General features: G+C 71.9%; 23 protein-coding genes. 11 read left to right on the top strand and 12 right to left on the bottom strand.

The window, feature by feature from the left end:
• Positions 1–25: 25 nt before the first annotated feature.
• Positions 26–1,219, top strand: coding sequence for a threonine aldolase family protein (locus tag AOQ53_RS02690; RefSeq protein ID WP_059414637.1), 1,194 nt, complete (start codon positions 26–28; stop codon positions 1,217–1,219).
• Positions 1,220–1,236: 17 nt separating this feature from the next.
• On the opposite strand, the gene AOQ53_RS42595 is transcribed toward AOQ53_RS02690, so the two are convergent.
• Complete coding sequence (locus AOQ53_RS42595; RefSeq protein ID WP_059414619.1) at positions 1,237–1,440, bottom strand: hypothetical protein; 204 nt, start codon at positions 1,438–1,440, stop codon at positions 1,237–1,239.
• A 159-nt stretch (positions 1,441–1,599) separates the two neighbouring features.
• On the opposite strand from AOQ53_RS42595, the gene AOQ53_RS02680 reads away from it, so the two are divergent.
• Positions 1,600–2,706 (top strand): DUF5937 family protein, encoded by a 1,107-nt coding sequence (locus tag AOQ53_RS02680; RefSeq protein ID WP_059414617.1) that lies wholly within the window; start codon positions 1,600–1,602, stop codon positions 2,704–2,706.
• A 33-nt stretch (positions 2,707–2,739) separates the two neighbouring features.
• Here the strand turns inward: AOQ53_RS02680 and AOQ53_RS02675 are convergent, their stop codons facing one another.
• A complete protein-coding gene (locus AOQ53_RS02675) occupies positions 2,740–3,408 on the bottom strand; it encodes a response regulator (RefSeq protein WP_059414615.1) in 669 nt (222 codons plus the stop codon).
• Positions 3,409–3,462: 54 nt separating this feature from the next.
• The gene (locus tag AOQ53_RS02670) at positions 3,463–4,653 is read right to left on the bottom strand and encodes a sensor histidine kinase (protein WP_059414613.1); all 1,191 of its coding nucleotides are present in this window, start codon (positions 4,651–4,653) and stop codon (positions 3,463–3,465) included.
• Between the two features lie 118 nt (positions 4,654–4,771).
• On the opposite strand from AOQ53_RS02670, the gene AOQ53_RS02665 reads away from it, so the two are divergent.
• Positions 4,772–5,776 carry an SAM-dependent methyltransferase gene (locus AOQ53_RS02665; protein ID WP_059414611.1) on the top strand — a complete coding sequence of 335 codons (1,005 nt, stop codon included), beginning with the start codon at positions 4,772–4,774 and terminating at the stop codon, positions 5,774–5,776.
• Positions 5,777–5,803: 27 nt separating this feature from the next.
• On the opposite strand, the gene AOQ53_RS02660 is transcribed toward AOQ53_RS02665, so the two are convergent.
• On the bottom strand, positions 5,804–6,955 hold the full coding sequence (locus AOQ53_RS02660) for an NADH-quinone oxidoreductase subunit D (RefSeq protein ID WP_059414609.1): 1,152 nt from the start codon (positions 6,953–6,955) through the stop codon (positions 5,804–5,806).
• Positions 6,956–6,986: 31 nt separating this feature from the next.
• Here AOQ53_RS02660 and AOQ53_RS02655 point away from each other — a divergent pair, with 31 nt between their 5' ends.
• Complete coding sequence (locus AOQ53_RS02655; protein WP_078945110.1) at positions 6,987–7,553, top strand: PH domain-containing protein; 567 nt, start codon at positions 6,987–6,989, stop codon at positions 7,551–7,553.
• 59 nt (positions 7,554–7,612) lie between these two features.
• Positions 7,613–8,902: a PH domain-containing protein gene (locus AOQ53_RS02650; protein ID WP_099054510.1), complete on the top strand. Its 1,290-nt coding sequence runs from the start codon at positions 7,613–7,615 to the stop codon at positions 8,900–8,902.
• Between the two features lie 60 nt (positions 8,903–8,962).
• Here the strand turns inward: AOQ53_RS02650 and AOQ53_RS02645 are convergent, their stop codons facing one another.
• Entirely contained in the window at positions 8,963–10,150 is a 1,188-nt protein-coding gene (locus AOQ53_RS02645; RefSeq protein ID WP_059414605.1) for a coiled-coil domain-containing protein, read from the bottom strand.
• A 138-nt stretch (positions 10,151–10,288) separates the two neighbouring features.
• Positions 10,289–11,413 carry an alpha/beta hydrolase gene (locus AOQ53_RS02640; RefSeq protein ID WP_059414633.1) on the bottom strand — a complete coding sequence of 375 codons (1,125 nt, stop codon included), beginning with the start codon at positions 11,411–11,413 and terminating at the stop codon, positions 10,289–10,291.
• A 240-nt stretch (positions 11,414–11,653) separates the two neighbouring features.
• Between AOQ53_RS02640 and AOQ53_RS02635 the strand changes: the two genes are divergently transcribed.
• The 6 genes from AOQ53_RS02635 (at position 11,654) to AOQ53_RS02610 (ending at position 16,770) form a co-directional block, all read left to right on the top strand.
• Positions 11,654–13,498, top strand: coding sequence for a phosphatidylglycerol lysyltransferase domain-containing protein (locus tag AOQ53_RS02635; protein WP_059414603.1), 1,845 nt, complete (start codon positions 11,654–11,656; stop codon positions 13,496–13,498).
• 134 nt (positions 13,499–13,632) lie between these two features.
• Complete coding sequence (gene folP / locus AOQ53_RS02630; protein WP_078945107.1) at positions 13,633–14,514, top strand: dihydropteroate synthase; 882 nt, start codon at positions 13,633–13,635, stop codon at positions 14,512–14,514.
• Positions 14,511–15,014: a nuclear transport factor 2 family protein gene (locus tag AOQ53_RS02625; RefSeq protein WP_059414600.1), complete on the top strand. Its 504-nt coding sequence runs from the start codon at positions 14,511–14,513 to the stop codon at positions 15,012–15,014. Before folP ends, AOQ53_RS02625 begins: the two co-directional genes overlap by 4 nt.
• 240 nt (positions 15,015–15,254) lie before the next feature.
• The gene (gene folB, locus AOQ53_RS02620; RefSeq protein ID WP_059414599.1) at positions 15,255–15,614 is read left to right on the top strand and encodes a dihydroneopterin aldolase; all 360 of its coding nucleotides are present in this window, start codon (positions 15,255–15,257) and stop codon (positions 15,612–15,614) included.
• On the top strand, positions 15,611–16,222 hold the full coding sequence (folK, locus tag AOQ53_RS02615; protein WP_059414598.1) for a 2-amino-4-hydroxy-6-hydroxymethyldihydropteridine diphosphokinase: 612 nt from the start codon (positions 15,611–15,613) through the stop codon (positions 16,220–16,222). The genes folB and folK overlap by 4 nt, the downstream gene beginning before the upstream one ends.
• Positions 16,223–16,281: 59 nt before the next feature.
• A complete protein-coding gene (locus tag AOQ53_RS02610; protein ID WP_059414597.1) occupies positions 16,282–16,770 on the top strand; it encodes a DUF3180 domain-containing protein in 489 nt (162 codons plus the stop codon).
• A 227-nt stretch (positions 16,771–16,997) separates the two neighbouring features.
• Here AOQ53_RS02610 and folE read toward each other — a convergent pair whose 3' ends face one another.
• The 6 genes from folE to dacB form a co-directional block, all read right to left on the bottom strand.
• Positions 16,998–17,603: a GTP cyclohydrolase I FolE gene (folE, locus tag AOQ53_RS02605; RefSeq protein ID WP_059414596.1), complete on the bottom strand. Its 606-nt coding sequence runs from the start codon at positions 17,601–17,603 to the stop codon at positions 16,998–17,000.
• A 127-nt stretch (positions 17,604–17,730) separates the two neighbouring features.
• The gene (gene ftsH / locus AOQ53_RS02600; protein WP_059414595.1) at positions 17,731–19,773 is read right to left on the bottom strand and encodes an ATP-dependent zinc metalloprotease FtsH; all 2,043 of its coding nucleotides are present in this window, start codon (positions 19,771–19,773) and stop codon (positions 17,731–17,733) included.
• A 186-nt stretch (positions 19,774–19,959) separates the two neighbouring features.
• Positions 19,960–20,520, bottom strand: coding sequence for a hypoxanthine phosphoribosyltransferase (gene hpt / locus AOQ53_RS02595; RefSeq protein ID WP_020270244.1), 561 nt, complete (start codon positions 20,518–20,520; stop codon positions 19,960–19,962).
• A gap of 59 nt (positions 20,521–20,579) precedes the next feature.
• Complete coding sequence (gene tilS, locus AOQ53_RS02590; protein WP_059414593.1) at positions 20,580–21,605, bottom strand: tRNA lysidine(34) synthetase TilS; 1,026 nt, start codon at positions 21,603–21,605, stop codon at positions 20,580–20,582.
• Positions 21,606–21,800: 195 nt separating this feature from the next.
• Complete coding sequence (locus AOQ53_RS02585) at positions 21,801–22,928, bottom strand: zinc-dependent metalloprotease (protein ID WP_059414591.1); 1,128 nt, start codon at positions 22,926–22,928, stop codon at positions 21,801–21,803.
• A 286-nt stretch (positions 22,929–23,214) separates the two neighbouring features.
• Positions 23,215–24,461, bottom strand: a 1,247-nt coding sequence (gene dacB, locus AOQ53_RS02580) for a D-alanyl-D-alanine carboxypeptidase/D-alanyl-D-alanine endopeptidase (protein WP_059414631.1), incomplete at its 5' end; no start/stop codon positions are given.

Below are 24,461 nucleotides of genomic sequence, written 5' to 3'. Positions count from 1 at the left end.
ACACGCGCGCGGGATGATCCGGGCCATGAGCGACACGGCGGAACAGGACGAGCAGGCGACCGGGCAACTGTCGGACGAGGACCGCAGGTCACGGCTCCGTGAGCGGCGTCTGGCCGTCCACCGGGGCGCACGGCGGGTGTTCGCGCGCTTCGGCTTCCACAAGACGCTCCGGGAACGACTGGCGGAGCTGGACGGGGCGGAGGGCCTGTACGACCTGGACGAGCTGGCCGACGTGTACGGCGACGGCGTCGTCGAGGCGCTGGAGACGAAGGTCGCCGGACTGCTCGGCACCGAGGCCGCCGCGTTCTTCCCGACGGGGACGATGGCCCAGCAGGTGGCGCTGCGCTGCTGGGCGGGCCGCACCGGCAACCCGACCGTCGCCCTGCACGCGCTCAGCCATCCCGAGATGCACGAGCGGAACGCGTTCAGCGAGGTCGGCGGCCTGCGGCCGGTGCGCGTGACGGACGAGCCACGGCTGCCCACCGCCGCCGAGGTGCGCGACTTCGAGGAGCCCTTCGGGGCGCTGATGCTGGAACTGCCGCTGAGGGACGCCGGTTTCGTGCTGCCCTCCTGGGAGGAGCTCACCGAGGTGGTGGCGGCCGCCCGGGAGCGGGACGCGGTGGTGCACTTCGACGGGGCCCGGCTGTGGGAGTCCACGGTCCACTTCGGGCGGTCCCTGGAGGAGATCGCGGGCCTGGCCGACAGCGTCTACGTGTCGTTCTACAAGTCCCTGGAGGCGTTCGGCGGCGCGGCACTCGCCGGGCCCGGGGAGCTGGTGGAGGAGGCGAAGGCCTGGCGGCACCGGTACGGCGGCCTGGTCTTCCAGCAGTTCCCGACGGCCCTGTCGGCGCTGGTCGGGCTGGAGCGGCAACTGCCCCGGCTGCCGGAGTACGTCGCCCACGCGCGCGTGGTGGCCGCCGCCCTGCGCGAGGGGTTCGCGGCGGCCGGGATGCCGTGGGCGCGCGTGCACCCGGAGGTGCCGCACACCCACGACTTCCAGGTGTGGCTGCCGTACGACGCGGACGTCCTGGGGGAGGCGGCTGTCCGGGCGGCCGAGGAGACGGGCTGCGTCCTGTTCGGCTCCGCCTGGCACCGGGGCGGTCCGGGGCTGGCGGTCACGGAGGTGCACGTGCGGTCCGCCGGGCTGGAGTGGACCGCCGAGGACGTCAAGAGCGCGGTGGCGGAGTTCGTGGCCCGGCTGCCGGAGGAGGCCAGGTAGGGCGCTGCCGGAGGAGGTCAGGTAGGGCGCCGCCGCCACCGGTTCAGGGCGTCCCGGAACCGATGGCGGGCCGGGCGGCCCGCCGGGACCGCCCGGAACTGCCGTTCGTCGCGCCACTCCCGTACGACCTGCCAGTCGTGCGTGCCGGGTGCGGGCGGGGCGGGCTCGCCGAGCTGCCGGGCGCGGTAGGTGTCGAGGAGGTACTGCTGCGTGATGCTCATGGTGGATCGCCTCTGCGGGACGGGGTGATGGAGGTCCGAAGGCTCCGCGGCTGCCCCGGTGGTCCCACAGTGCGCCCGTGCCGGAGGAGGCGTCGCGTCGATTGACGAGGCCCGTCAATCGACGGGGGCGTTGTCAGTGGCGGGGTGCACCATGAGGGCATGAGCGTGCACATCGACATCACGGGGCTGCGACCGGAGCGCATCGCCGTCGTGCCCTCGCCCCTGGCCGAGCTGGGCATGGCACTGCACGCGCTGTCCGAGCCGGGGCACCACCCGGGCCTCCAGGGCTGGGTGACGGGCGTGACCGCCCGGCTCGACCCGCACCTGGCCGACCGGATGTGCGAGGCCGACTTCCTGTGGCGGACGACGTTCTCGGACCTGTTCCTGCCGTACGCCGGCCTCCCGGGCCCGGGCACACTGCCGTGCGCCACCCTCGCCGAGGAACTGGACCTGCTGGACAAGCTGACGGACGAACAGTTCGTGGACGCGGCGCTGGAGTTCACCTGTGCCGTCTGGTACGGCACGTGCGGGCCCAGCGCGCTGTCCGACCCCGAGGTGCGCCGCCGCTCCCTGGACCTGGCAGCCGCGCGCGGACCGCAGCAGCTGCGGTTCAGCGAGCGGCTGCTGGCCGACCCGCCCAGGATCCGGGCCTGGCTGCGGCAGTTCCTCCAGGACTGCGACGAGGCGTTCTTCGCGGAGGCCTGGTCCCGGCTGCGTCACCAGCTCGCGGCGGACGCCCGCCACAAGACGGAGCTCCTCAGACACCGGGGCCTGGCCGAGGCGCTCGCCGCGGTGTCCCCCGCGGTGACGCTCGACGAGGCCGCCGCCGACATCAAGGTCGACAAGCTGGGCGACGGCCGTACGGCCACGGGCGACAACGGCCTGCTGCTCGTCCCGACGAGCCTGGGCTGGCCGCACCTGATGGTCCTGCACCGGTACGGCTGGCGGCCGGTGCTGCACTACCCGGTCGGTTCCCCCGAGCTCGCCGCCCCGCCCACGCTGGAGCAGCTGGCCCTGCGCATGACGGCGCTGTCCCACCCCGTGCGCATGCGCATGTGCCGCAATCTGGCCCGCAGCGCGTACACCACCGGCGAGCTGGCGCAGGTGCACGGCATGACGGCCCCGGAGATATCCCGGCATCTGGCCGTGCTGAAGAAGGCGGGCCTGGTCAGCACCCGTCGCCGCGGGCGCTACGTCCTTCACCAGCTGGATGTGACTGTGGTGGCCCGGCTCGGCAGCGAGTTCCTGGAAGGGATCCTCAGATAGCGGCCGTCGCTCCAGCCGGCCTTCGTGTGCCGCTCAGCCGTGCCCGCCGGCCCGCACCAGTCCCGTCTCGTAGGCCAGCACCACCACCTGCACCCGGTCCCTGAGCCCCAGCTTGGTCAGGATGCGGCCCACGTGCGTCTTCACGGTCGCCTCCGACAGCACCAGCCGGGCCGCGATCTCGCCGTTGGACAGGCCCTGCGCGACCAGCACCATGACCTCGCGCTCGCGCTCGGTGAGCCGCTCCAGTTCCTTGTGCTGGGGCTGCTTGGTGCCCGGCAGCATCGGCGCGAAGCGGTCCAGGAGCCGCCGGGTGGTGGAGGGGGCGACAACCGCGTCGCCGCTGTGCACGGCGCGGATCGCGGCGAGGAGCTCCGCGGGCGGCACGTCCTTGAGCATGAAGCCGGAGGCGCCCGCCTTCAGCCCCGAGAAGGCGTACTCGTCGAGGTCGAAGGTGGTCAGGATGAGCACCTTCGGCGGGTCGGTGTCCGCGCAGATCCGGCGGGTCGCCTCCACACCGTCGAGCTTCGGCATGCGGACGTCCATCAGCACCACGTCGACCTCGGTCGAGCGCAGCTCCTGGAGGGCCTCGACCCCGTCGCCCGCCTCCGCCACGACCTCCATGTCCGGCTGGGCGGCGAGCACCATCCGGAACCCGGTGCGCAGCAGCACCTGGTCGTCGACGAGCATCACGCGGATCGTCATCGGGGCCTCTTCCATGTCTCTGTTACAAGGGTCAGCGAGGGGCGTGCGCCGAGGTCAGTTGGCGGGTTTGAGCGGCAGCAGGGCACTGATGCGGAATCCTCCGCCCGGGCGCGGGCCGGCGTCCAGGGTGCCGCCCACCATGCCGACCCGTTCCCGCATGCCGATCAGGCCGTGGCCCTGGCCGTCGAACCCGCCCTCCTCGTACAGCTCGTGCGGGGCGCCCTTGCCGTCGTCCTCGACGAGCAGGCCGAGGCCGTCGTCGAAGTACACCAGGCGCACGCTCGCGCCCGCGTTGGGCCCGCCGTGCTTGCGGGTGTTGGTGAGCGCCTCCTGCACGATGCGGTAGGCGGTGAGCTCGACGCCGCTGGGCAGCGGGCGGGGGGTGCCCTCCACCTTGAAGTCGACGGGCAGCCCGTGCCCGCGGCACTGCTCGACGAGGTCCTCGATCTGCTCGACGTCGGGTTGCGGCACGTACTCGCCGGCCTCCTCGTGCTCCCCGGTGCGCAGCACGCCGAGCAGGCGGCGCATCTCGGCGAGGGCCTGGCGGCCGGTGGAGGAGATGGTCTCCAGGGCCTTCTTCGCCTGGTCGGGCGCGGCGTCGAGGACGTAGGCGGCGCCATCGGCCTGCACCACCATCACCGAGACGTTGTGCGCGACGACGTCGTGCAGCTCGCGCGCGATGCGGGCCCGTTCGGCGGCGACGGCGACCTTGGACTGTGCCTCGCGCTCCCGCTCCAGGCGGGCGGCCCGCTCCTCCAGCTGCGCGAAGTAGGCGCGGCGGGTGCGGATGGAGTCGCCGAGCACCCAGGCGAGGGCGAAGGGCACGGTCATGAAGACCGTCGCGGCGATGCTGCCCGCGACGCCCATCTGGTCGCTCGGCCAGCGCAGGTGGGCCACGGGGGCCGCACACAGGCCGGCGGCCAGGGCGAAGCGGGAGGCCCAGCGCGCGCCCTCCGCGGCGACCGTGTAGACGATCACCAGCATGGCGAAGTCGTGAGGACCCATCTCGACATCGGTGATCAGCTGCGCCACACCGACCGCGGTCGCGAGCAGCAGCATCTTCTCCGGCATGCGGCGGCGCAGCGCGACCACCAGGCACAGCAGCAGCGCGAGCGGAACGGCGACGGCCGGAGGGCCGAATCCGCCCGACGCTCCGCCGACCACGGAAATCCCGAGGAGGACCACGGCCCACGAGCCGTCGACCCACATCGGGTGCCTGCGGAGGAAGTCATAGAGGCGCTGCACGTAACCCAGCGTAGGGAAGTGGGATAGGTGCAGGGGTCAACCGGAGGACCGATCCGCACCGGGCGCGTGTACTCCGCAAGGTGGAGTTGCGTTCGTTGTGTCCCCTTAGCCTGACCCCGTGACAGCAGTGACGAGGGGCGAGGGACACCAGGGACCGGCGTGGCGCGGGTGGCGTGCGGCGGCTCGGGAGGCCCTGTACGGGCCGCGCGGCTTCTATCGCCGGGCCGAGGGGCCGGCCGGGCACTTCCGTACGTCCGTGCACGCGTCGCCCCTGTTCGCCGCGGCCGTGGCTGGGCTGCTGTGCCGGGTCGACGAGGCGCTGGGGCGGCCCGCGACGCTGGACTTCGTCGACATGGCGGCCGGGCGCGGCGAGCTGGCCGGCGGGGTGCTCGCCGCGCTCCCGGCCGACGTGGCGGCCCGCACGCGCGCGTACGCCGTCGAAGTCGCCGAGCGGCCCGAGGGGCTCGATCACCGGATCGAGTGGCTGGCCGAGCCGCCGCAGGGCGTCACCGGGCTGCTGTTCGCCAACGAGTGGCTGGACAACGTACCGGTGGAGGTCGCGGAGGTGGACGCCGCGGGCGTGGCGCGGCGGGTGCTGGTCCGGGAGGACGGGACCGAGCGGCTCGGGGAGCCGGTCGACGGGGCGCAGGCGCGGTGGCTGGCGCGGTGGTGGCCGCTGTCCGGCGAGGCGGGGCTGCGGGCCGAGATCGGCCTGCCCCGTGACGAGGCCTGGGCCTCGGCGGTCGCCACACTCGACCGGGGACTCGCCGTCGCCGTGGACTACGCGCACACGGCGGACACCCGGCCGCCGTTCGGGACGCTCACCGGCTTCCGGGAGGGCCGCGAGACGGCGGCCGTACCGGACGGCTCGTGCGACATCACGGCGCATGTCGCGCTCGACGCGTGCGCGCTGCCCGGCGGGCGCCTGCTCCCGCAGCGCGAGGCGCTGCGGGCCCTGGGTGTGTCCGGCGCACGCCCCCCGCTCACACTGGCGTCCACCGACCCCGCCGCCTACGTACGCGCCCTCGCGAGCGCCGGAGAGGCCGCCGAGCTCACCGCGGCGGGCGGGCTGGGCGACTTCGGGTGGCTGGTGCAGCCGGCCGGGATCGGGGACCCGCTCTAGGACGTACCGGGGACCCGCTCCAGGCCGCTACTTGTCGATGTCGCCCACGACGAAGAACATCGACCCCAGGATCGCCACCATGTCCGCGACCAGCGTCCCCGGCAGCAGTTCCGTCAGCACCTGGATGTTGTTGTACGAGGCCGAGCGCAGCTTCAGCCGGTACGGCGTCTTCTCGCCCTTGCTGACCAGGTAGTAACCGTTGATGCCGAGCGGGTTCTCGGTCCAGGCGTACGTGTGGCCCTCGGGTGCCTTCAGGACCTTCGGGAGCCGCTGGTTGACCGGCCCGGGCGGCAGCTCGGCGAGCCGGTCGAGGCAGGCGTCGGCCAGGTCCAGCGCGTTGTGCGTCTGCTCCAGGAGGCACTCGAAGCGGGCGAGGCAGTCACCCTCCTGCCGGGTCACCACCTTCAGGACGTCGCCCAGTTCCCCGTAGGCGAGGTACGGCTCGTCCCGGCGCAGGTCGAAGTCGACGCCCGAGGCGCGGCCGATCGGCCCGCTGACGCCGTAGGCGTGCACGGCCTCCGGGCTGAGGACGCCGACGCCCCGGGTACGGCCCCGGAAGATCTCGTTGCCGAGTACCAGGTCGTCGAACCGGTCCATCCGGGAACGCACGTCGGCGACGGCGCCGCGCGCGCGCCTGGTCCACCCGGCCGGCAGGTCCTCCTTGAGGCCGCCCACGCGGTTGAACATGTAGTGCATCCGCCCGCCGGAGACCTCCTCCATGACGTGCTGGAGCTCCTCGCGCTCCCGGAAGGCGTAGAAGATCGGCGTGATCCCGCCGAGCTCCAGCGGGTACGAGCCGAGGAACATCAGGTGGTTGAGCACCCGGTTCAGCTCGGCGAGCAGCGTGCGCAGCCACACCGCGCGCTCGGGGACCTCCATGCCGAGCATCCGCTCCACGGCGAGGACCACGCCCAGCTCGTTGGAGAAGGCCGACAGCCAGTCGTGGCGGTTGGCGAGCATGATGATCTGGCGGTAGTCGCGCGCCTCGAACAGCTTCTCCGCGCCGCGGTGCATATAGCCGATCACGGGCTCCGCGTGCGTGATGCGCTCGCCGTCCAGCACGAGCTTCAGCCGCAGCACGCCGTGCGTGGACGGGTGCTGCGGCCCGATGTTGAGCACCATGTCGGTGCTCTCCGCGGCGCCGCCGATTCCGACCATGGTCTCCGTCGTAGGAGTCATGGACACAGTCTCTCCTACGTACGCTGGCCTCATGGAGACGGGGAGCCCGCAGGACACGGGGCCGGCGGGGACACAGGGCGCGGCGCAGACGCAGGGCGCCGCGGGGACGCAGGGCGGCGCGGGGGCCGTCGGGGACGGGCCGGTGTGGATCGCGCTGCCGCCCGGGCTGCTGAAGATGCGGCGGTTGCTGCTGGTGGTGTGGCTGGGGCTGATCAGCCTGGCCGCCGGCCTGGTGCCGGGCCTGCTGGCCGGGCCGGCCTGGGCCGCCTTCGCGCTGCCGCCGCTGGCGCTGATGATCTGGGGCTGGGTGATGCTGGAGCGCAACTGGCGTTCCTGGCGGTACGCCGAGCGTGCCGACGACCTGCTGATCAGCCGCGGTGTGCTGTGGCGGGAGGAGACGGTCGTGCCGTACGGGCGGATGCAGCTGGTCGAGGTCACCTCCGGGCCCGTCGAGCGGCACTTCGGGCTGGCCAGCGTGCAGCTGCACACGGCCGCCGCCTGGACCGACGCGACCATCCCCGGCCTGGACCCGGCTGAGGCGGAGCGGCTGCGCGACCGGCTCACCGAGCTGGGCGAGGCCCGATCGGCGGGGCTGTGACGGCGCCCGAGGCCGCCGAGGCCACCGGGGCCGCCGGGGCCGCCGGGGCCGGGAAGGGGATCGCCGAGCGGCGGCTGCACCCCGTCACACCGCTCAGGCGGGCCTGGGCGCCGGTCGCCGTGGTGATCGGCTGGGCGGTGCACGACCCCGACGGGGCGCAGCGCCATCTGACCCGGCTGAACACGACCACGCTCCTGATCGGCCTCGCCGTGATCGTCCCTGCCGCGGCCCTGTACGGCTTCTGTTCCTGGTGGTTCACGCACTTCGCGGTGACCGAGACCGAACTGCGCATCCGTACCGGACTGGTGTTCCGGCGCACCGCGCACATCCGGCTGGAGCGGATCCAGGCCGTCGACGTCACCCAGCCGCTGCTCGCGCGGGTCGCGGGCGTCGCCAAGCTCAAACTCGACGTCATAGGCACCGACAAGAAGGACGAGCTGGCCTTCCTGGGCGCGGACGAGGCCCGGGCGCTGCGCGCCGAACTGCTCGCCCGGGCGGCCGGATTCGCGCCCGAGACCGCGCACGAGGTCGGGGAGGCGCCGTCCCGGCAGATGCTGCGGGTGCCGCCCGGCGTGCTCGCGATGTCGCTGGTGCTGAGCGGGGCGACCTGGGCGTCGCTGGCCGCGGCGCTCGTCGTGCCGCCGTTGCTGTGGCTGGCCACGGAGAGCGTGTGGACGGTCCTGGCCGTCGCCCTGCCCCTGCTGGGTGCGGCGGGCGCGAGCAGCGTGGGCCGGTTCGTCGGCGAGTACGACTGGACGGTGGCCGAGTCGCCCGACGGGCTGCGCCTCGACCACGGCCTGCTGGACCGGGCCCACGAGACGGTGCCGCCGGGGCGCGTGCAGACCGTGCGGATCGTGGAGCCGCTGCTGTGGCGGCGGCGCGGCTGGGTGCGCGTGGAGCTGGACGTGGCCGGCTCCTCCAACTCCGTGCTGGTGCCGGTCGCCCCGCGCGAGATCGCGGAGGTCGTCGTCGCGCGCGTACTGCCCGGGGTGACCGTGCCGGAGCGGGCGGCCCTGTCACCGTCGCCGCGCCGCGCCCGGTGGTGTGTGCCGGTGTGGTGGCGCGGGTACGGACTCGCCGTCACGGACGCGGTGTTCGCGGCACGGTCGGGGCTGCTGCGGCGGAGCCTCGCGCTGGTGCCGCACGCGAAGGTGCAGAGCGTGCGGATGACGCAGGGGCCGTGGGAGCGGGCCCGGGGCGTGGCCGACGTGTGTGTGGACACGGGCGCGAACAAGACGGTGCGGGCACGGCTGCGGGACGCGGCCGAAGCGCGCGAACTGCTTCAGGCCCAGGCGGAGCGGTCACGGACCGGGCGCAGGGACGCGCGGCCGGACCGCTGGATGGCGTGACCACCGCAAAGGCGAAGGCCCCCCGGCCGCGGCCGGGGGGCCTTTTCAGCGGCGTGGGCGTCAGGAAACCGCGCTCCGCAGCCCCTGCACGTCGATCTGCTCCGTCTCGTCGTGCGCCGTCAGGTCGATGACCTGGCCGATGCCGCGCGACTCCTCGTCCGCCGGCTTGAACCGGGCCTCGGTCTCGGCCTTGTGCACCGCGAGGGCCTCCTGGCCGACGACATCGGCCAGGTCCTCGTTCTGCACGGCCTCCAGGGCGGCCCGCGACGTGCCCTGCTTCGTACCGAAGAAGTCGAACCCGTCTTCGGACACGTGGCGCCGCACCGGCGTCTGCGGCGCCACGGCCACAGCGGTCGGCACGGTGTAGTGACCTGAGGAGGCAGGCTGCGGCTGCGGGAGTCGCTCGGCCTCGGCAGCCGTGGCGGTTCTGGCGGTCGCGCGCTCGTGCCCGGCGGCCGCCTCGGACTGCCCCTGCGTCTCCTCCCGCGACTGCTCCCGCTGGTCGTCCTTCCGGTCGTCCCGCGCGGGCTCCGCGTCGTCGCCCTTGGGTACGCCGTCGCCGCCGCCGCCCCCGTCCGGGTCCGGGGCCGCGTCGGCGTCGGCGTCGAGCCGGGCGAGCGCCGCCGCGGCACGCCGGAACAGCCGGGAACCCTCCGGCGAGAACACCGCGGGAATCGCCGTCTGCTCCTCGGCGGCAAGGCCCTGCGCCTCGGCGGCAGCCGCCTCGTCCGCGTCCGCCGGAGTCTCCGCCGTCTCCGCCGCCCCCGCGGGCAGCGCGGCCCGTACCGGAGCCGTCGCCTCTATCTCGAGCACCCGGCGTTCCTCCAGGACGCTCGCGCGCTCGGTCTCTGCGGTGGCGTACCGGCGCAGCAGTGCGGCGTGCTCGTTGCGCAGTCCGGCCAGTTCCGTGCGCTTGGCGCGCAGCCGCTGCTCCAGCTTCGCGCGCAGCTCGCGGGACTCCTCGAGGTCGGCCTCCAGTTCGGCGACCCGCTCCTCGAAACGCCACTCGTCGCTCGCACGCGCGCGCGTGAGGTCCGCGACGCGCTTGCCCGCCTGGGTGTCCCAGCGGCGGAGCACGATCGCGCCGACGACCGCCGTCGCCGCGGCGGCCGCGGCCAGACCGCGGAGCACCATCGGCTCCGTGAACACCCAGGGCCCCAGGGCGCAGACGAGGGAGACGCCTGCGATCGCCGACGGGGGCAGCAGCCTGTGCAAGGGCGGGGAATGGCGGTGACGTCCACGTGGCATGGCCAGAAACTTACCGCGCGTAGGCGAATCATGGTGACCCACCCCGCAAAAAGAAAGCCACACCGAAGCGTTCACAGGGCTCGGAACTCGGGAAGAAGCGGAATCGGCCCCTCGGGCCTCAGGAGTGAATTCCCAAGATCATTTCCAACGCCCGTTCAGCCGCCCGCCGATCCACTCCAGGGTCGCCGGAATCTCGCGCCGCCAGGTGTTGAAGTTGTGCCCGCCGCTTTCCAGGATGATCGACGAGATCCGCGTCCGCCCGGTGGCCTGCACCCGCTCTATGAACCGCATCGTGTCCCGGTAGTTGGACTCGCCGGACCTGCTGCTGGTGACGAGCAGTGAAGTGTCGGGAGCGGGCCTGTGCTTGAGGTACCACCACAGGTCGGCGCGATTCCGGAGCCCCTTGTCGCCCTGGAAGAGATCGCCCGTCGTGGCGTCGATCGGCGCCTTGTAGTACGCGGACAGGCCCGCCCCGGCGGCATACACATCGGGATGGTGCATGGCGATCTTCAAGGCGCAGTAGCCGCCCGTCGAGTTGCCGATGATGCCCAGACCGGGCGGCTTATCGGCCACCCGGTAGTGCGTGCGCAACGCGTCGGGCAGATCCCTGGCGAAGAACGACTCGGTCTGCGGACCGCCCGGGACGTCCACGCACTCGGTGTCCCGGGGCGGCGCCACCGTGGGCCGCAGCATCACCAGGATCATCGGCGGCATCCGGCCCTCCCGGGCCAGCTCCAGTGCCGTGCGCGGATAGTGGAGCTTCTCCACCAGCGCCGAGGCCGTGCCCGGGTATCCGGTCAGCACGACCGCCGTGGGGAACGTACGGGTGCGGTACCGCGGCTGGAAGTACTCCGGCGGCAGATAGACGTACGCGGGCGTGGCGATGCGCGTCGTACGGCCCACGATGTCGATCTGCTGGATCCGGCCGCCCGCCCGGGGACTCACCCCGCCCGCCCCCGGCACCCGGCGCGAGCCGACCACCTCCAACGGACCGCCGCCCGGCGTGTGGTCGACGACCACGCCCTGGTCCTTCTCCTGCCCGAACAGATCCGCCCAGCTCGCGTAGAAACCGAAGGACTGGTTGGCGGCGAGCCCCACCGCGGCGAACAGCGCCACCTGCGTGGCGAGCAGCAGGGCGACCCGCCCGCACACGGTCCGCCAAGTGCGCCGGGCCAGGCGTGGCCACAGCCAGACCGTGCCGGCGAACAGCAGCACGGCGGACAATACCGCCAACACCAGCACATTGTTGCTCGTAAGACCCAAACCCATCGGTGGTTACCTGTCCGCGCTTTCCGTCCGGGGTCTCTCACCGCGCTCACACCTTCGCGAGGGCTTGTCCCGGACTTTCCTTGGCCTTTGAAACGGCTTTGACGAAGAGAGTGAACCTCTCCCTCCGAGACACCGTCCTAGAGGGCGCAATGTCGCCGGATGCCCGAAACGGCACCGGATCCAAGGTCTCTCGCAGAACTATGGGATGCGATGTCTGTCAGGACAGATGAGGAAATGTCGGGCGAGGTTCCGAATCACGGAAGCGCCACGGCTGGTACGGGCCGTGTGAGCCGTGTGCGCCACCGGCTGCGCGGTCCACGCCCCGAGGCCGTCCCGGTCCTGGTCGGCAGAGCCTGCGCCCTGGTGGGCGTCCTGGACATCGCCGCGGGCGTCTTCCCGCGCTTCCGGCACAGCCGTATGCACGCCATCGCCGAGGTACTGCCCGGCGCGCTCGGCCCGTTCGCGGCCGCCCTGTCCCTCAGCACCGGAGTGCTGTTGCTGCTGCTCGCCCACGGCCTCAAGCGCGGCAAGCGCCGGGCCTGGCGGGCGGCCGTGGCCCTGCTGCCAGCCGGTGCCGTCGCGCAGTTCACGTACCGGCACTCGATCGTGGGCGTGCTGATCTCACTGGCCCTGCTGGCGCCCCTGCTGCGCCACCGCGACCAGTTCAACGCCCTGCCCGACCCGCGCAGCCGCTGGCGGGCGCTCGCCAACTTCGTACTGATGAGCGCCGGTTCGCTCCTGCTGGGCCTGCTCATCGTCAGCGTCCATGCCGAGCGCATGGTCGGCGACCCGAGCCTGGCCGACCGCATCACCCACGTCATCTACGGACTGTTCGGCTTCGAGGGCCCGGTCTACTACCAGGGCAACACCTCCTGGACGGTCGCCTTCTCGCTCGGCGCCCTCGGCCTGCTCACCGCCGTCACCACCATCTACCTGGCCTTCCGCCCCGAACACCCGGCCGCGCAGCTCACCGAGGAGGACGAGGCCCGGCTGCGCGCCCTGCTGGAGCGGCACGGCGGCCGCGACTCCCTCGGCCACTTCGCGCTCCGTCGCGACAAGGCCGTCGTCTTCTCCCCCAGCGGCAAGGCGGCCGTGACGTACCGCGTGGTCTCCGGCGTGATGCTCGCCAGCGGCGACCCGATCGGCGACGTCGAGGCCTGGCCCGGCGCCATCGAACGGTTCATGGACGAGGCCAAGGCCCACTCCTGGACACCGGCCGTGATGGGCTGCTCCGAGACCGGCGGCGAGGTGTGGACCCGCGAGACCGGGCTCGACGCCCTCGAACTGGGCGACGAGGCGGTGGTGGACGTCGCGGATTTCTCGCTGGCCGGCCGCGCGATGCGCAACGTGCGCCAGATGGTCAAACGCATCGAGCGCGCCGGTTACGAGACCCGGGTACGACGTGTCCGTGACGTCGGCGAGGCGGAGCTGGAGCGCATCCGGCGCGCCGCCGACGACTGGCGCGGCACCGACACCGAGCGCGGCTTCTCCATGGCCCTGGGCCGCGTCGGCGACCCCGCCGACGGCGACTGCCTCATCGCCACCGCCCACAAGCAGGACGACCACCCCGGCCCCTACGGCGACCTGAGGGCGATCCTGCACTTCGTGCCCTGGGGTACCGACGGCGTCTCCCTGGACCTCATGCGCCGCGACCGCTCCGCCGACCCCGGCATGAACGAACTGCTCATCGTGGCCGCCCTCCAGGCCGCCCCGAAGCTCGGCATCGCGCGCGTCTCCCTCAACTTCGCCATGTTCCGCTCGGCGCTGGCCCGCGGCGAGAAGATCGGCGCCGGCCCGGTGCTGCGCGCCTGGCGCGGACTGCTGGTATTCCTCTCCCGCTGGTTCCAGATCGAGTCGCTCTACAAGTTCAACGCCAAGTTCCAGCCGCGCTGGGAGCCCCGCTTCGTCGTCTACCGGGCCTCCGGCGACCTGCCCCGCATCGGCTTCGCCGCCATGCAGGCCGAGGGCTTCGTCAACCTCGCCCTCCCCCTGCCGCGCCTCCTGCGCCGCCGTCGCCCGTCGGGCCGCCGCCCGTGCGCCCACGGCACGACGACGGAACGGAACGTCCGGGCGGCGTGACCTCACGACGACGGAACGGAACTCCGAGCGACGTGACCTCACGACGACGGAACGGAACTCCGAGCGACGTGACCTGTCGGGACCGACCCGGGCCGCAGCGCCTGACGGCCCCCGGCGGGGCCTACGCTGAACATATGAGCAACCAGAGCGGACGCGGGCGCGTGGCGGGCCTACCGGAATGGGACCGCTGCGCGGTCATGGGAGTCGTGAACGTCACCCCCGACTCCTTCTCCGACGGCGGCCGCTTCTTCGACACCACGGCCGCCGTCAAGCACGGCCTCGACCTGGTCTCCGAGGGTGCGGACCTGGTCGACGTCGGCGGCGAGTCGACCCGCCCCGGCGCCACCCGGGTGGACGAGGCCGAGGAACTCCGCCGTGTCGTCCCCGTCGTGCGCGGCCTGGCCTCCGAGGGCGTCACCGTCTCGGTCGACACCATGCGCGCCTCCGTGGCCGAACGGGCCCTCGCGGCGGGCGCCGCCCTCGTCAACGACGTCAGCGGCGGCCTCGCCGACCCCCGCATGATCCCGGCCGTCGCCGACGCCGGCGCCCCCTTCGTCGTCATGCACTGGCGCGGCTTCCTCCAGGGCGGCAACGTCAGGGGCGTGTACGCCGACGTCGTCACCGAGGTCGTCGACGAGCTGCACGCGCGCGTGGAGGCCGTGCTGGCGGGCGGTGTCGCCCCCGACCGGATCGTCGTCGACCCCGGCCTCGGCTTCTCCAAGGACGCCGAGCACGACCTCGCGCTCATCGCGGGCCTCGACCGGGTCCTCGCCCTCGGCCACCCGCTGCTCGTCGCCGCCTCCCGCAAGCGTTTCCTCGGCCGGGTCCTTGCCGGCCCGGACGGCCCGCCCCCGCCCGCACGCGAACGCGACGCCGCCACCGCGGCCGTCTCCGCGCTCGCGGCGCACGCCGGCGCGTGGGCGGTACGCGTGCACGAGGTACGCGCCACAGCGGACGCCGTACGCGTCGCCCACGCCATCGCAGCGGCACGCAATGGCGCAGAAGGAACCCGGTGAGCGCCCCGCACACCGACGTCGAACAGGTCGAGGCCGCCAACACCGCCTTCTACGAAGCGCTGGAACGGGGCGACTTCGAGGAACTGGCGTCGTTCTGGCTGACCCCCTCCGACCTGGGCGTCGACGAGACCTACCACGACCCGGCCGACACCGGCGTGGTCTCCTGCGTGCACCCCGGCTGGCCGGTGCTCACCGGCCGCGGCGAGGTCCTCCGGTCGTACGCGCTGATCATGGCGAACACCGACTACATCCAGTTCTTCCTCACCGACGTGCACGTCTCGGTGACCGGCGACACCGCCCTGGTGACCTGCACGGAGAACATCCTCAGCGGCGGCCCCGCCCCCGAGGGCGACGAGGAGCTCGGCCCGCTCGTCGGCCAGCTCGTGGTCGCCACGAACGTGTTCCGGCGCACGCCCGCGGGTTGGAAACTCTGGTCGCACCACGCTTCCCCCGTTCTGGCCGAAACCGACGAGGACGAGCAGGGCGACACCCCCGCCTGAGTGGGTACGCGCCAGGAAGTGGTTGGAATCACGGACCCACGGGTATGGGCGGCTACCAGCCCGTGAGCCGCCGGGTTCCCCAGGGGAAACGCCGGGTGAATCCTGCCGGTCCCGGCCCGGGCCCACGCCCCCGTGGCCCGGCCCCGTCCAGGCTCGCAGGTAGATTCGACGACTGAGGCCGGTGTGCCGCCCGCACACGGCACGGACCGGCCGTGACCGACGATTGCAGGAGTGATTCGCGTGGATCGTGTCGCGCTGCGCGGCCTGAAGGCCCGCGGGCACCACGGTGTGTTCCCGAGGGAACGCGAGGAGGGCCAGACCTTCATCGTGGACCTGGTCCTCGGCCTGGACACCCGACCGGCCGCGGCCGACGACGACCTGGCGAAGACCGTGCACTACGGCATCGTGGCCGAGGAGGTCGTGGCCGTCGTCCAGGGCGAGCCCGTCAACCTCATCGAGACGCTCGCCGAGCGCATCGCCCAGGTCTGTCTGAAGCACGACGGGGTCCGGCAGGTCGAGGTGTGCGTCCACAAGCCGGACGCCCCGATCACGGTCCCCTTCGACGACGTGACCGTCACCATCATCCGGAGCCGAGTATGACTGCGCCCTTCCTCAAGGGTCCCAGCGACCCGACCGTACAGCCGGTACCCACCTCCGTCGTCGAGAAGGTCGACGCCGCCGACACCACGCTCAGCAATCCGAAACGGGCCGTGGTCGCCCTCGGCTCCAACCTCGGCAACCGCCTGGAGACCCTCCAAGGAGCCATCGACGCCCTGGAGGACACCCCCGGCGTCCGCATCAAGGCCGTCTCCCCGGTCTACGAGACCGAGCCCTGGGGCGTGGAGCCCGGCAGCCAGCCCGCCTACTTCAACGCGGTCGTGGTCCTGAAGACCACCCTCCCGCCGTCCTCGCTCCTGGAGCGCGCGCACGCGGTGGAGGAGGCCTTCCACCGCGTCCGCGACGAGCGCTGGGGCCCCCGCACCCTGGACGTCGACATCGTGTCCTACGCCGACGTCGTCTCCGACGACCCGCAGCTCACGCTCCCTCACCCCCGCGCCCACGAGCGCGCCTTCGTCCTAGCCCCCTGGCACGACCTGGACCCCGAGGCGCAGCTGCCCGGGCGCGGCCCGGTCGCCGGTCTGCTGGACGCCGTCGCCCGCGACGGCGTGGCGCCCCGCCCGGACTTGGAACTCCGGCTGCCCGAGTAGCCGTTAAGGTCGAGACGGCCGCACAACCAGGCCGGAGCCGGGGGAACCGAAGGGACACTGTGAAAGAGCTGCGCATCAGGGTGCTGGCCGGCGTCTTCGTCGTGGCAGGGGTGCTGTCCTGGGCGGGCGCCCGCCTGTGGAACTCGATCGGGACCCTGCCGAGCGTCCCCCTGGCCGCCCCCATCGTCCTCGCTCTGATCGTCGTGGTCCTGCTGGCCACGGCGCTCTCGATCCGCGCCCGTCTGAAGGCCCAGCGCGAGCGGCAGCCCGACGCCAAGGGCGTCGACCCCATGATGGCGGCTCGCGCGGTCGTCTTCGGGCAGGCCAGCGCCCTGGTCGCCGCCCTCGTCGCCGGCATGTACGGCGGCACCGGCGTCTTCCTGCTGGAGTCCCTCGACAACCCCGCCCGCCGCGACCAGGCCATCTCCGCCGGCTTCTCGGTCCTCGCGGGCATCGGCGTCATGGCGGCCGCCATCTTCCTGGAGCGCGTCTGCAAGCTCCCGGAGGACGACGAACACGACGGCACGGGCGCGGCCCCGACCGTGTGACCCAACCCGGGGCTCACCACGGCTGGCGGGCGAGGTGCCCGTTGACCGGGCAGCCAGGGTGAGGGTCGAGGCGGTAGCCGTAAAGAGTGAAGGGCTTGCTCCCCATGGCCTCGCTCAGCGGGCGTCCCACCTCGGCCCAACTGGCGCGTACCCGAACGCGGCCCCCCCCTTGATCAGCGATCAACCCCACTGATCAACGACGGTATCGAGCAGCACTGACGATCAGGTCAGCGCGCCATGATCAGGCTCATGGCCTCATTGCGGGTCGCCGGATCGCGAAGCTGGCCGCGGACCGCCGAGGTAATGGTCTTCGCACCCGGCTTCCGGACCCCGCGCATCGACATGCACATGTGTTCACACTCGACAACAACGATCACGCCACGCGGCTCCAGGATCTGCATCAGGGAGTCGGCGATCTGCGTGGTGAGTCGTTCCTGCACCTGCGGACGCCGTGCGTACACGTCGACGAGCCGCGCCAGCTTGGAGAGGCCGGTGATCTTACCCTCGATTGACGGAATGTAACCGACGTGAGCAACTCCGACAAACGGTACGAGATGGTGTTCACACGAACTCAGGACTTCGATGTCCTTGACCAGCACCATTTCGTCATGCCCCAGATCGAACGTCGTCGTCAGCACGTCCTCGGGCTTCTGCCACAGCCCCGCGAATATCTCCCTGTACGCCCGCGCCACCCGCGCCGGCGTCTCGCGGAGCCCCTCGCGGTCGGGGTCCTCGCCGACCGCGATCAGCAGCTCCCGTACGGCGTTCTCGGCCCGCTTCTCGTCGAACTCGCCGATCTGGCCCTCGCCGTCCAGCGTCACGGGGTCGGTCATCTGGTGCCTCGTTCCTGTGTCCATCAGGGGGCGGCCTGCGCAGATGGCGAAAAGCCGCGCCCCCCAGGCTAAAACCTGGGGGGCGCGGCATCCATTCCGGGCCCGGTGGGGCCGCCGGGAGAGCGTGTCAGCTCTCGGGGCGGTCCTCCTGGGCTCGCTCGGGCGCCGGGGCGGGTTCCGCCGCGGTGCTCTTCGCGGTGGTGATGGCCGGCGTCGCGCCGTTCGCCCCGTTCGTCAGGGCCAGCTCCTTGGGGGAGAGGACCGGCGGGCGGGTGGACGGCGTACGACGGGAGGAGCCCGTCCAGGCAGGCCGCGGCGGGCGCTTGACGATCGGCGCGAAGATCTCGGCGATCTCCTCCTTGCCCAGAGTCTCCTTCTCCAGCAGCTGGAGAACGAGGTTGTCGAGCACGTCGCGGTTCTCGACCAGGATCTCCCAGGCCTCGTTGTGCGCGGTCTCGATGAGCTTCTTGACCTCTTCGTCGACCAGCGCCGCGACCTCTTCCGAGTAGTCGCGTTGGTGAGACATCTCACGCCCGAGGAACGGCTCGGTGTTGTCGCCGCCGAACTTGATCGCGCCGAGACGCTCGGTCATGCCGTACTGCGTGACCATCGCGCGGGCCAGGCCCGTGGCCTTCTCGATGTCGTTGGCGGCACCCGTCGTCGGGTCGTGGAAGACGAGCTCCTCGGCCGCGCGACCGCCCAGCATGTAGGCCAGCTGGTCCAGCATCTCGTTGCGCGTGGTCGAGTACTTGTCCTCGTCCGGCAGCACCATCGTGTAGCCGAGGGCGCGGCCTCTCGACAGGATCGTGATCTTGTGGACGGGATCGGAGTTCGGCGAGGCCGCCGCGACCAGGGCGTGTCCGCCCTCGTGGTACGCGGTGATCTTCTTCTCCTTGTCCGACATGATCCGGGTCCGCTTCTGCGGGCCCGCGACCACACGGTCGATCGCCTCGTCCAGCATGTGATTGTCGATCAGCTTCCGGTCGCTGCGGGCCGTCAGCAGGGCGGCCTCGTTCAGCACGTTGGCCAGATCGGCACCCGTCATGCCGGGCGTACGGCGGGCGACGGCCGACAGGTCGACATCCGGGGCGACCGGCTTGCCCTTCTGGTGAACCTTCAGGATCTCCAGACGGCCCTGCATGTCCGGGCGGTCGACGGCGATCTGCCGGTCGAAGCGGCCGGGGCGCAGCAGCGCCGGGTCGAGGATGTCGGGCCGGTTGGTCGCGGCGATGAGGATCACGCCGCCCTTGACGTCGAAGCCGTCCATCTCGACGAGCAGCTGGTTCAGCGTCTGCTCGCGCTCGTCGTGACCGCCGCCGAGGCCGGCGCCGCGGTGGCGGCCGACCGCGTCGATCTCGTCGACGAAGACGATCGCCGGGGCGTTCGCCTTGGCCTGCTCGAACAGGTCACGGACCCGGGAGGCACCGACACCGACGAACATCTCGACGAAGTCGGAACCGGAGATCGAGTAGAACGGCACGCCGGCCTCGCCCGCGACGGCACGCGCGAGCAGGGTCTTGCCGGTACCGGGAGGCCCGTAGAGCAGAACGCCCTTGGGAATCTTGGCACCGACGGCCTGGAACTTGGCCGGCTCCTGGAGGAACTCCTTGATCTCGTGGAGCTCCTCGACGGCCTCGTCCGAACCGGCGACGTCCGAGAACGTCGTCTTGGGGGTGTCCTTGGTGATGAGCTTGGCCTTGGACTTCCCGAAGTTCATGACGCGGGAGCCGCCGCCCTGCATCTGGTTCATCAGGAACAGGAAGAGGACCACGATGAGAATCAAGGGAAGCAGGAAAGAGATCAGCATCCCGATGAACGGGTTCTGCTTGGACGGCGAAACCGTGTAGCCGTCCGGGATCTGCTTGTTCTGGAACTTGTTCTGCAGCGTGCTGGCGATGTCCTCGCCCTGGTTGCCGATGTAGCTCGCCTGGATCTTGGAGCTTCCCTCGACCTTTACGCCGTTCTTGAGCGTGACCTTGATGGTCTCGTCATCGCCGGTGGTGAGCTTGGCCGACTCCACCTTGTTCTGGTTGATCGCCTGGACGACCTGGCCGGTGTCCACCGTCTTGTAGCCGCCGGACGAGCCGACGACCTGCATCAACACGACCACGGCAAGGACGGCCAGCACGATCCACATGACCGGCCCACGGAAGTATCGCTTCACGTCCATCCATACGGAGCGGTGCCGCCCCGTCCCTCCTGCCATAGTGAGTTTGATAAAGCCTGTTCTTCGGACGGTACCCCAGCATTGTCACCTGAAGCCGCGCGGGACGGCTGGCGATCCGTCTACGCATGCTCCAACGGCGGGAAACGCGCTGGGGTTCCCGATCACCGTCACGGCACCGCGGCCGGAGTTTCAGCCGCCGTACACGTGGGGCGCGAGCGTACCGACGAACGGGAGGTTGCGGTACTTCTCGGCGTAGTCGAGGCCGTAGCCCACGACGAACTCGTTGGGGATGTCGAACCCGACCCATTCCACGTCGATGGCGACCTTCGCGGCCTCGGGCTTGCGCAGCAGCGTGCACACCTTGAGGGAGGCGGGCTCGCGCGAGCCGAGGTTGGAGATCAGCCAGGACAGGGTCAGGCCGGAGTCGATGATGTCCTCGACGATGAGGACGTGCTTGCCCTTGATGTCGGTGTCGAGGTCCTTGAGGATCCGCACCACACCGGAGGACTGGGTGCCCGCCCCGTACGAGGATACGGCCATCCAGTCCATGGTGAGGGGGGTGGACAGCGCCCGGGCGAGATCGGCCATGACCATCACCGCGCCCTTGAGGACACCGACGATCAGCAGATCCTTGCCCGCGTACTCCGCGTCGATCTTCGCGGCCAGCTCGGCCAGCTTGGCGTCGATCTCTTCCTTGGTGATGAGTACCTGCTGAAGGTCGGCACCCATGTCTTTCGCGTCCACCCGCATCACTTTCGGTCGTCCCGGACTGAGCGGCCCCTCCACCGACTTCCCGGAGGGGACGTGATTCAGCCTTGCCGAATCACCAGTCTGCCACCCTGCCGCCGGGCCACGACCTTGCCGGGGAGGTTGATGGCACCCTGACCGCGCCAGCCGGTGATCAACCGGTCGACTTCCTCGATGTGCCGGGCGAACAGCGAACCGGCCGGGGCACCGGCCGCGATGGCGGCCCGGCGCAGGATCCGGCGGCGTACAGCGGGCGGCAGGGCGTAGAGCTTCGCGCACTCCAGGAGCCCGGCGGCATCGCGGACGCTGGCCTCGGCCTGGGTGGCCCAGGCGTCGAGAGCGTCGGCGTCGTCGCGGGAGAGCTGGGCCGTACGGGCGAGGGCCTCCACGACGCCCTTGCCGAGGGCCTTCTCCAGGGCGGGCAGGCCCTCGTGGCGCAGCCGGGAGCGGGTGTAGGCCGGGTCGGCGTTGTGCGGGTCGTCCCAGACGGGCAGGGACTGGACCATGCATGCCTTGCGGGCGGTCTGCCGGTCGAGTTCCAGGAAGGGGCGCCGGTAACGGCCGCCGGCTCCCGAGACCGCGGCCATTCCGGACAGGGAGCGGATGCCGGAGCCCCGGGCGAGGCCCAGCAGGACGGTTTCGGCCTGGTCGTCGCGCGTGTGGCCGAGCAGGACCGCGGCGGCGCCGTGGCGTTCGGCGGCGGTGTCGAGCGCGGTGTAGCGGGCGTCGCGGGCGGCGGCTTCGGGTCCGCCCGCGCGGCCGACGGTCACGGTGACGGAGTCGACGGGGTCGAGGCCGAGTTCGCGCAGGCGCAGGACGACTTCCGCGGCCCGCACGTCGGAGCCGGGCTGGAGGCCGTGGTCGACGGTCACGCCACCGGCTCTGATGCCGAGCTTCGGGGACTCGAAGGCGAGGGCGGAGGCGAGGGCCATGGAATCGGCGCCGCCGGAGCATGCCACGAGCACGAGCGGCGGGGGCGGCGGCTCGTGCGGGAGTGCGGCGGTGGTGCGGTGGTGCTCGGTGAGGAGGTCGTGGAGGACGCGGCGGACCGCCAGGCGTATCGCCGCGACCGCAGGATGGGGACCCATGTCCGGTTCCCTTCATGAAGTTTTCGGGGGGTGAGCCCGATGCCGGTCACGCAGAGTGTGTAGATGGTGACAGAACCGGGCCGTTCCCCGAGCATTGCACGCCTACCCCTCGCTCACGGTCCCTCGGACGGGTGATTGGAGGGGCGTTCGCCTGCCGCCGGCCCGTTTCCTTTCACGACCTCCCCGCGATGTTCACTACTCGGTCCTGCGATGCACCCGCGCGATCCAGTCCGCCGGTTTGGCGATCTCCGTCTTGGTGGGGAGGGTGTTGGGCGAGGTCCACACGCGGTTGAAGCCGTCCATGCCGACCTCGTCGACGACGGCCCGTACGAAGCGTTCGCCGTCCCGGTACTGCCGGAGCTTGGCGTCCAGGCCGAGCAGCTTGCGCAGGGCCAGGTCCAGGCGGGAGGCGCCCTTGGCGCGGCGCTGCTGGAACTTCTCGCGGATCTCCCCGACGCTCGGTACGACGTCCGGTCCCACGCCGTCCATCACGAAGTCGGCGTGACCCTCCAGCAGGGACATCACGGCCGTGAGGCGGCCGAGGATCTCGCGTTGGGCGGGCGTCTGCACGATCTCGACGAGGGAGCGGCCGCCGTCGTCCTCCTCGGCCTCGGGGCGGCCCCCGGCGAGGCTCTGGGCGGCTTCGCGCACGCGTTCCAGGACGGTCATGGGGTCGACGTCGGTCTCGCCCAGGAAGGACTGGATCTCACCCTCGAGGTGGTCGCGCAGCCAGGGCACGGCGGTGAACTGCGTGCGGTGGGTCTCCTCGTGCAGGCACACCCAGAGCCTGAAGTCGTGCGGGTCGACGTCGAGTTCGCGCTCGACGTGCACGATGTTCGGGGCGACGAGCAGGAGCCGGCCGCCGCCGTTCTCACCGGCCGGGAGCTGGCGCGTGGGCGGGGCGAAGGTCTCGTACTGGCCGAGGACGCGGGAGGCCAGGAAGGACAGGAGCATGCCCAGCTCCACGCCGGTGACCTTGCCGCCGACGGCGCCCATGACCGCGCTGCCGGGGGTGTTGCCGCGCCGGTCCTGCATCTTGTCGAGCAGGGGCTTCAGGAGTTCCCGGAAGCCGGCGACGTTCGCCCGGATCCAGCCCGGGCGGTCGACGACCAGGACGGGGGTGTCGTGGCCCTCCTCCGTGCCCAGACGAGTGAAGCCCCGGACGTGTCCCTCCGAGGCCTTGGCATGCCGCCGCAGCTCCGCGACGACGGCCCGGGCCTCGTCGGCGCTGACGTCGGGGCCCGGCCGTACGAGCCGGGTCGCGGTCGCGACCGCGAGATTCCAGTCGACCATGCCGGTTGAAGCGCCACCGATGCTCGTCATGCGTCAACCGTACGTGAGCGCTGGCCACTGGGGCAGGGCGGCGAGGGTGGGGGGGACGCCGGGTTCGTTCCTCGGGTGTTCGGCGTTGTGGCCGGTGTGTGGGGCCGGCAGGGGCTGGGGTGTCTTGGGCGGTACTCGGCGTTGTCGGCCCTGCCCACCCTCCCCCAAGCTCTCGGCTTCGCTCGAGCAGGGGGAACCCCCATCGCCCAGCGGAACGACTGCCCACGGCGGTCGGAATTCGACGGCCACGGCGGCGGCGTACCGGCAACCGCCGCCGCTTGGGTGATCAGCGGCAGCCGCACGCCGCCAACGTCGTTGCCGCCTTGTCCAGGGCCTTCTGGGCTGCCGCCGGATTTGTCGTGTTGTTGGCCATGAAGGCGAACGCCAGCAGGCGGCCGTCCTGGTCGACGACCGTGCCCGCGAGGGTGTTCACGCCGGTCAGGGTGCCTGTCTTGGCGCGGACGACGCCGGCTGCGCCGTCCGTGTAACGGGAGGTCAGGGTGCCGGTGAAGCCGGCCACGGGGAGGCCGGTGAGGGCCGGGCGGAGTTCGGGGTGGGCGGGGTCGGCCGCCTTGGCGAGGAGGGCGGTGAGGAGGTCGGCCGTCAGTCTGTCGGCGCGGTTCAGACCGCTGCCGTCCTTGAAGGCGGCTCCCTTGACGGGCAGGCCGAGTTTGCGGAGCCGGGCGTTGACCGCCCGGTCGGCGCCGGCGAAGTCGGCCCGGTGGCCCGTGGTGATCGCCGTCTGGCGGGCGAGGGCCTCGGCGATGTCGTTGTCGCTGTCGGTCAGCATCCGTTCGACGAGGGCCGAGAGCGGGGGCGAGGCGACCGTGGCCAGGGTCTTCGCGCGGGTCGTGGCCTTCGACGGGCCGGGGGACGTGGCCTTGATGCCGCGGGCCTTCAGGAGGTCACCGAAGCGGCGGGCCGCGTCCGCGGCCGGATCGGTCACGCGGGTGACCGGGCCGCTCGTCGAGTCGTCCGTGCGGCCTTCGTCGGCCATCAGGGGGCTGACGAGGGCGAGATTGGGATTGACCCCGATCGGGTGCTTCTGGCTGCCCGCGTAGAGGGTCGTGTCATAGGAGAGCGTCACGTCGCGGACGCCGCGCTGGGCCAGGGCCGCGGCCGTCCGGTCGGCCAGGGTGCGCAGGCTGGCCCAGCCGTCGGAGGCCTCGCGGGCCGTGAGGGTGGGGTCGCCGCCGCCGACCAGGACGACTTCCTTCGTGTCGGGTTCCAGCGCGGTGCGGGTGGTGAGGCGGTGGTCGGCGCCCATCGCGGACAGCGCGGCGACGGCCGTGGCGATCTTCGTCGTCGAGGCCGGGGTGAGGGCGGTGTCCGATCCCGTGCCGTACAGGCGCCTGCCGGTCGTGACGTCCACGACCGCCGCTGCGGGCCGGGGGCCGAGCGCCGGGTCCTTCAGCAGGGGCGTGAGCGTCTTGGCGAGGGCCTTGCCGTCCGGGGCGGACTTCACGGTGCTGACGCCGCCGAGGCCGCTCAGCACGGGCCCGGCGCTGGGGGCCGGCCGGGGCTGCGCGGACG

The sequence above is a fragment of the Streptomyces azureus genome (assembly GCF_001270025.1).
In the GTDB taxonomy this organism is placed as follows: domain Bacteria; phylum Actinomycetota; class Actinomycetes; order Streptomycetales; family Streptomycetaceae; genus Streptomyces; species Streptomyces azureus.
The sequence above is the reverse complement of the archived record's forward strand: the minus strand, read 5'-3'. Positions and strand labels throughout refer to the sequence as shown.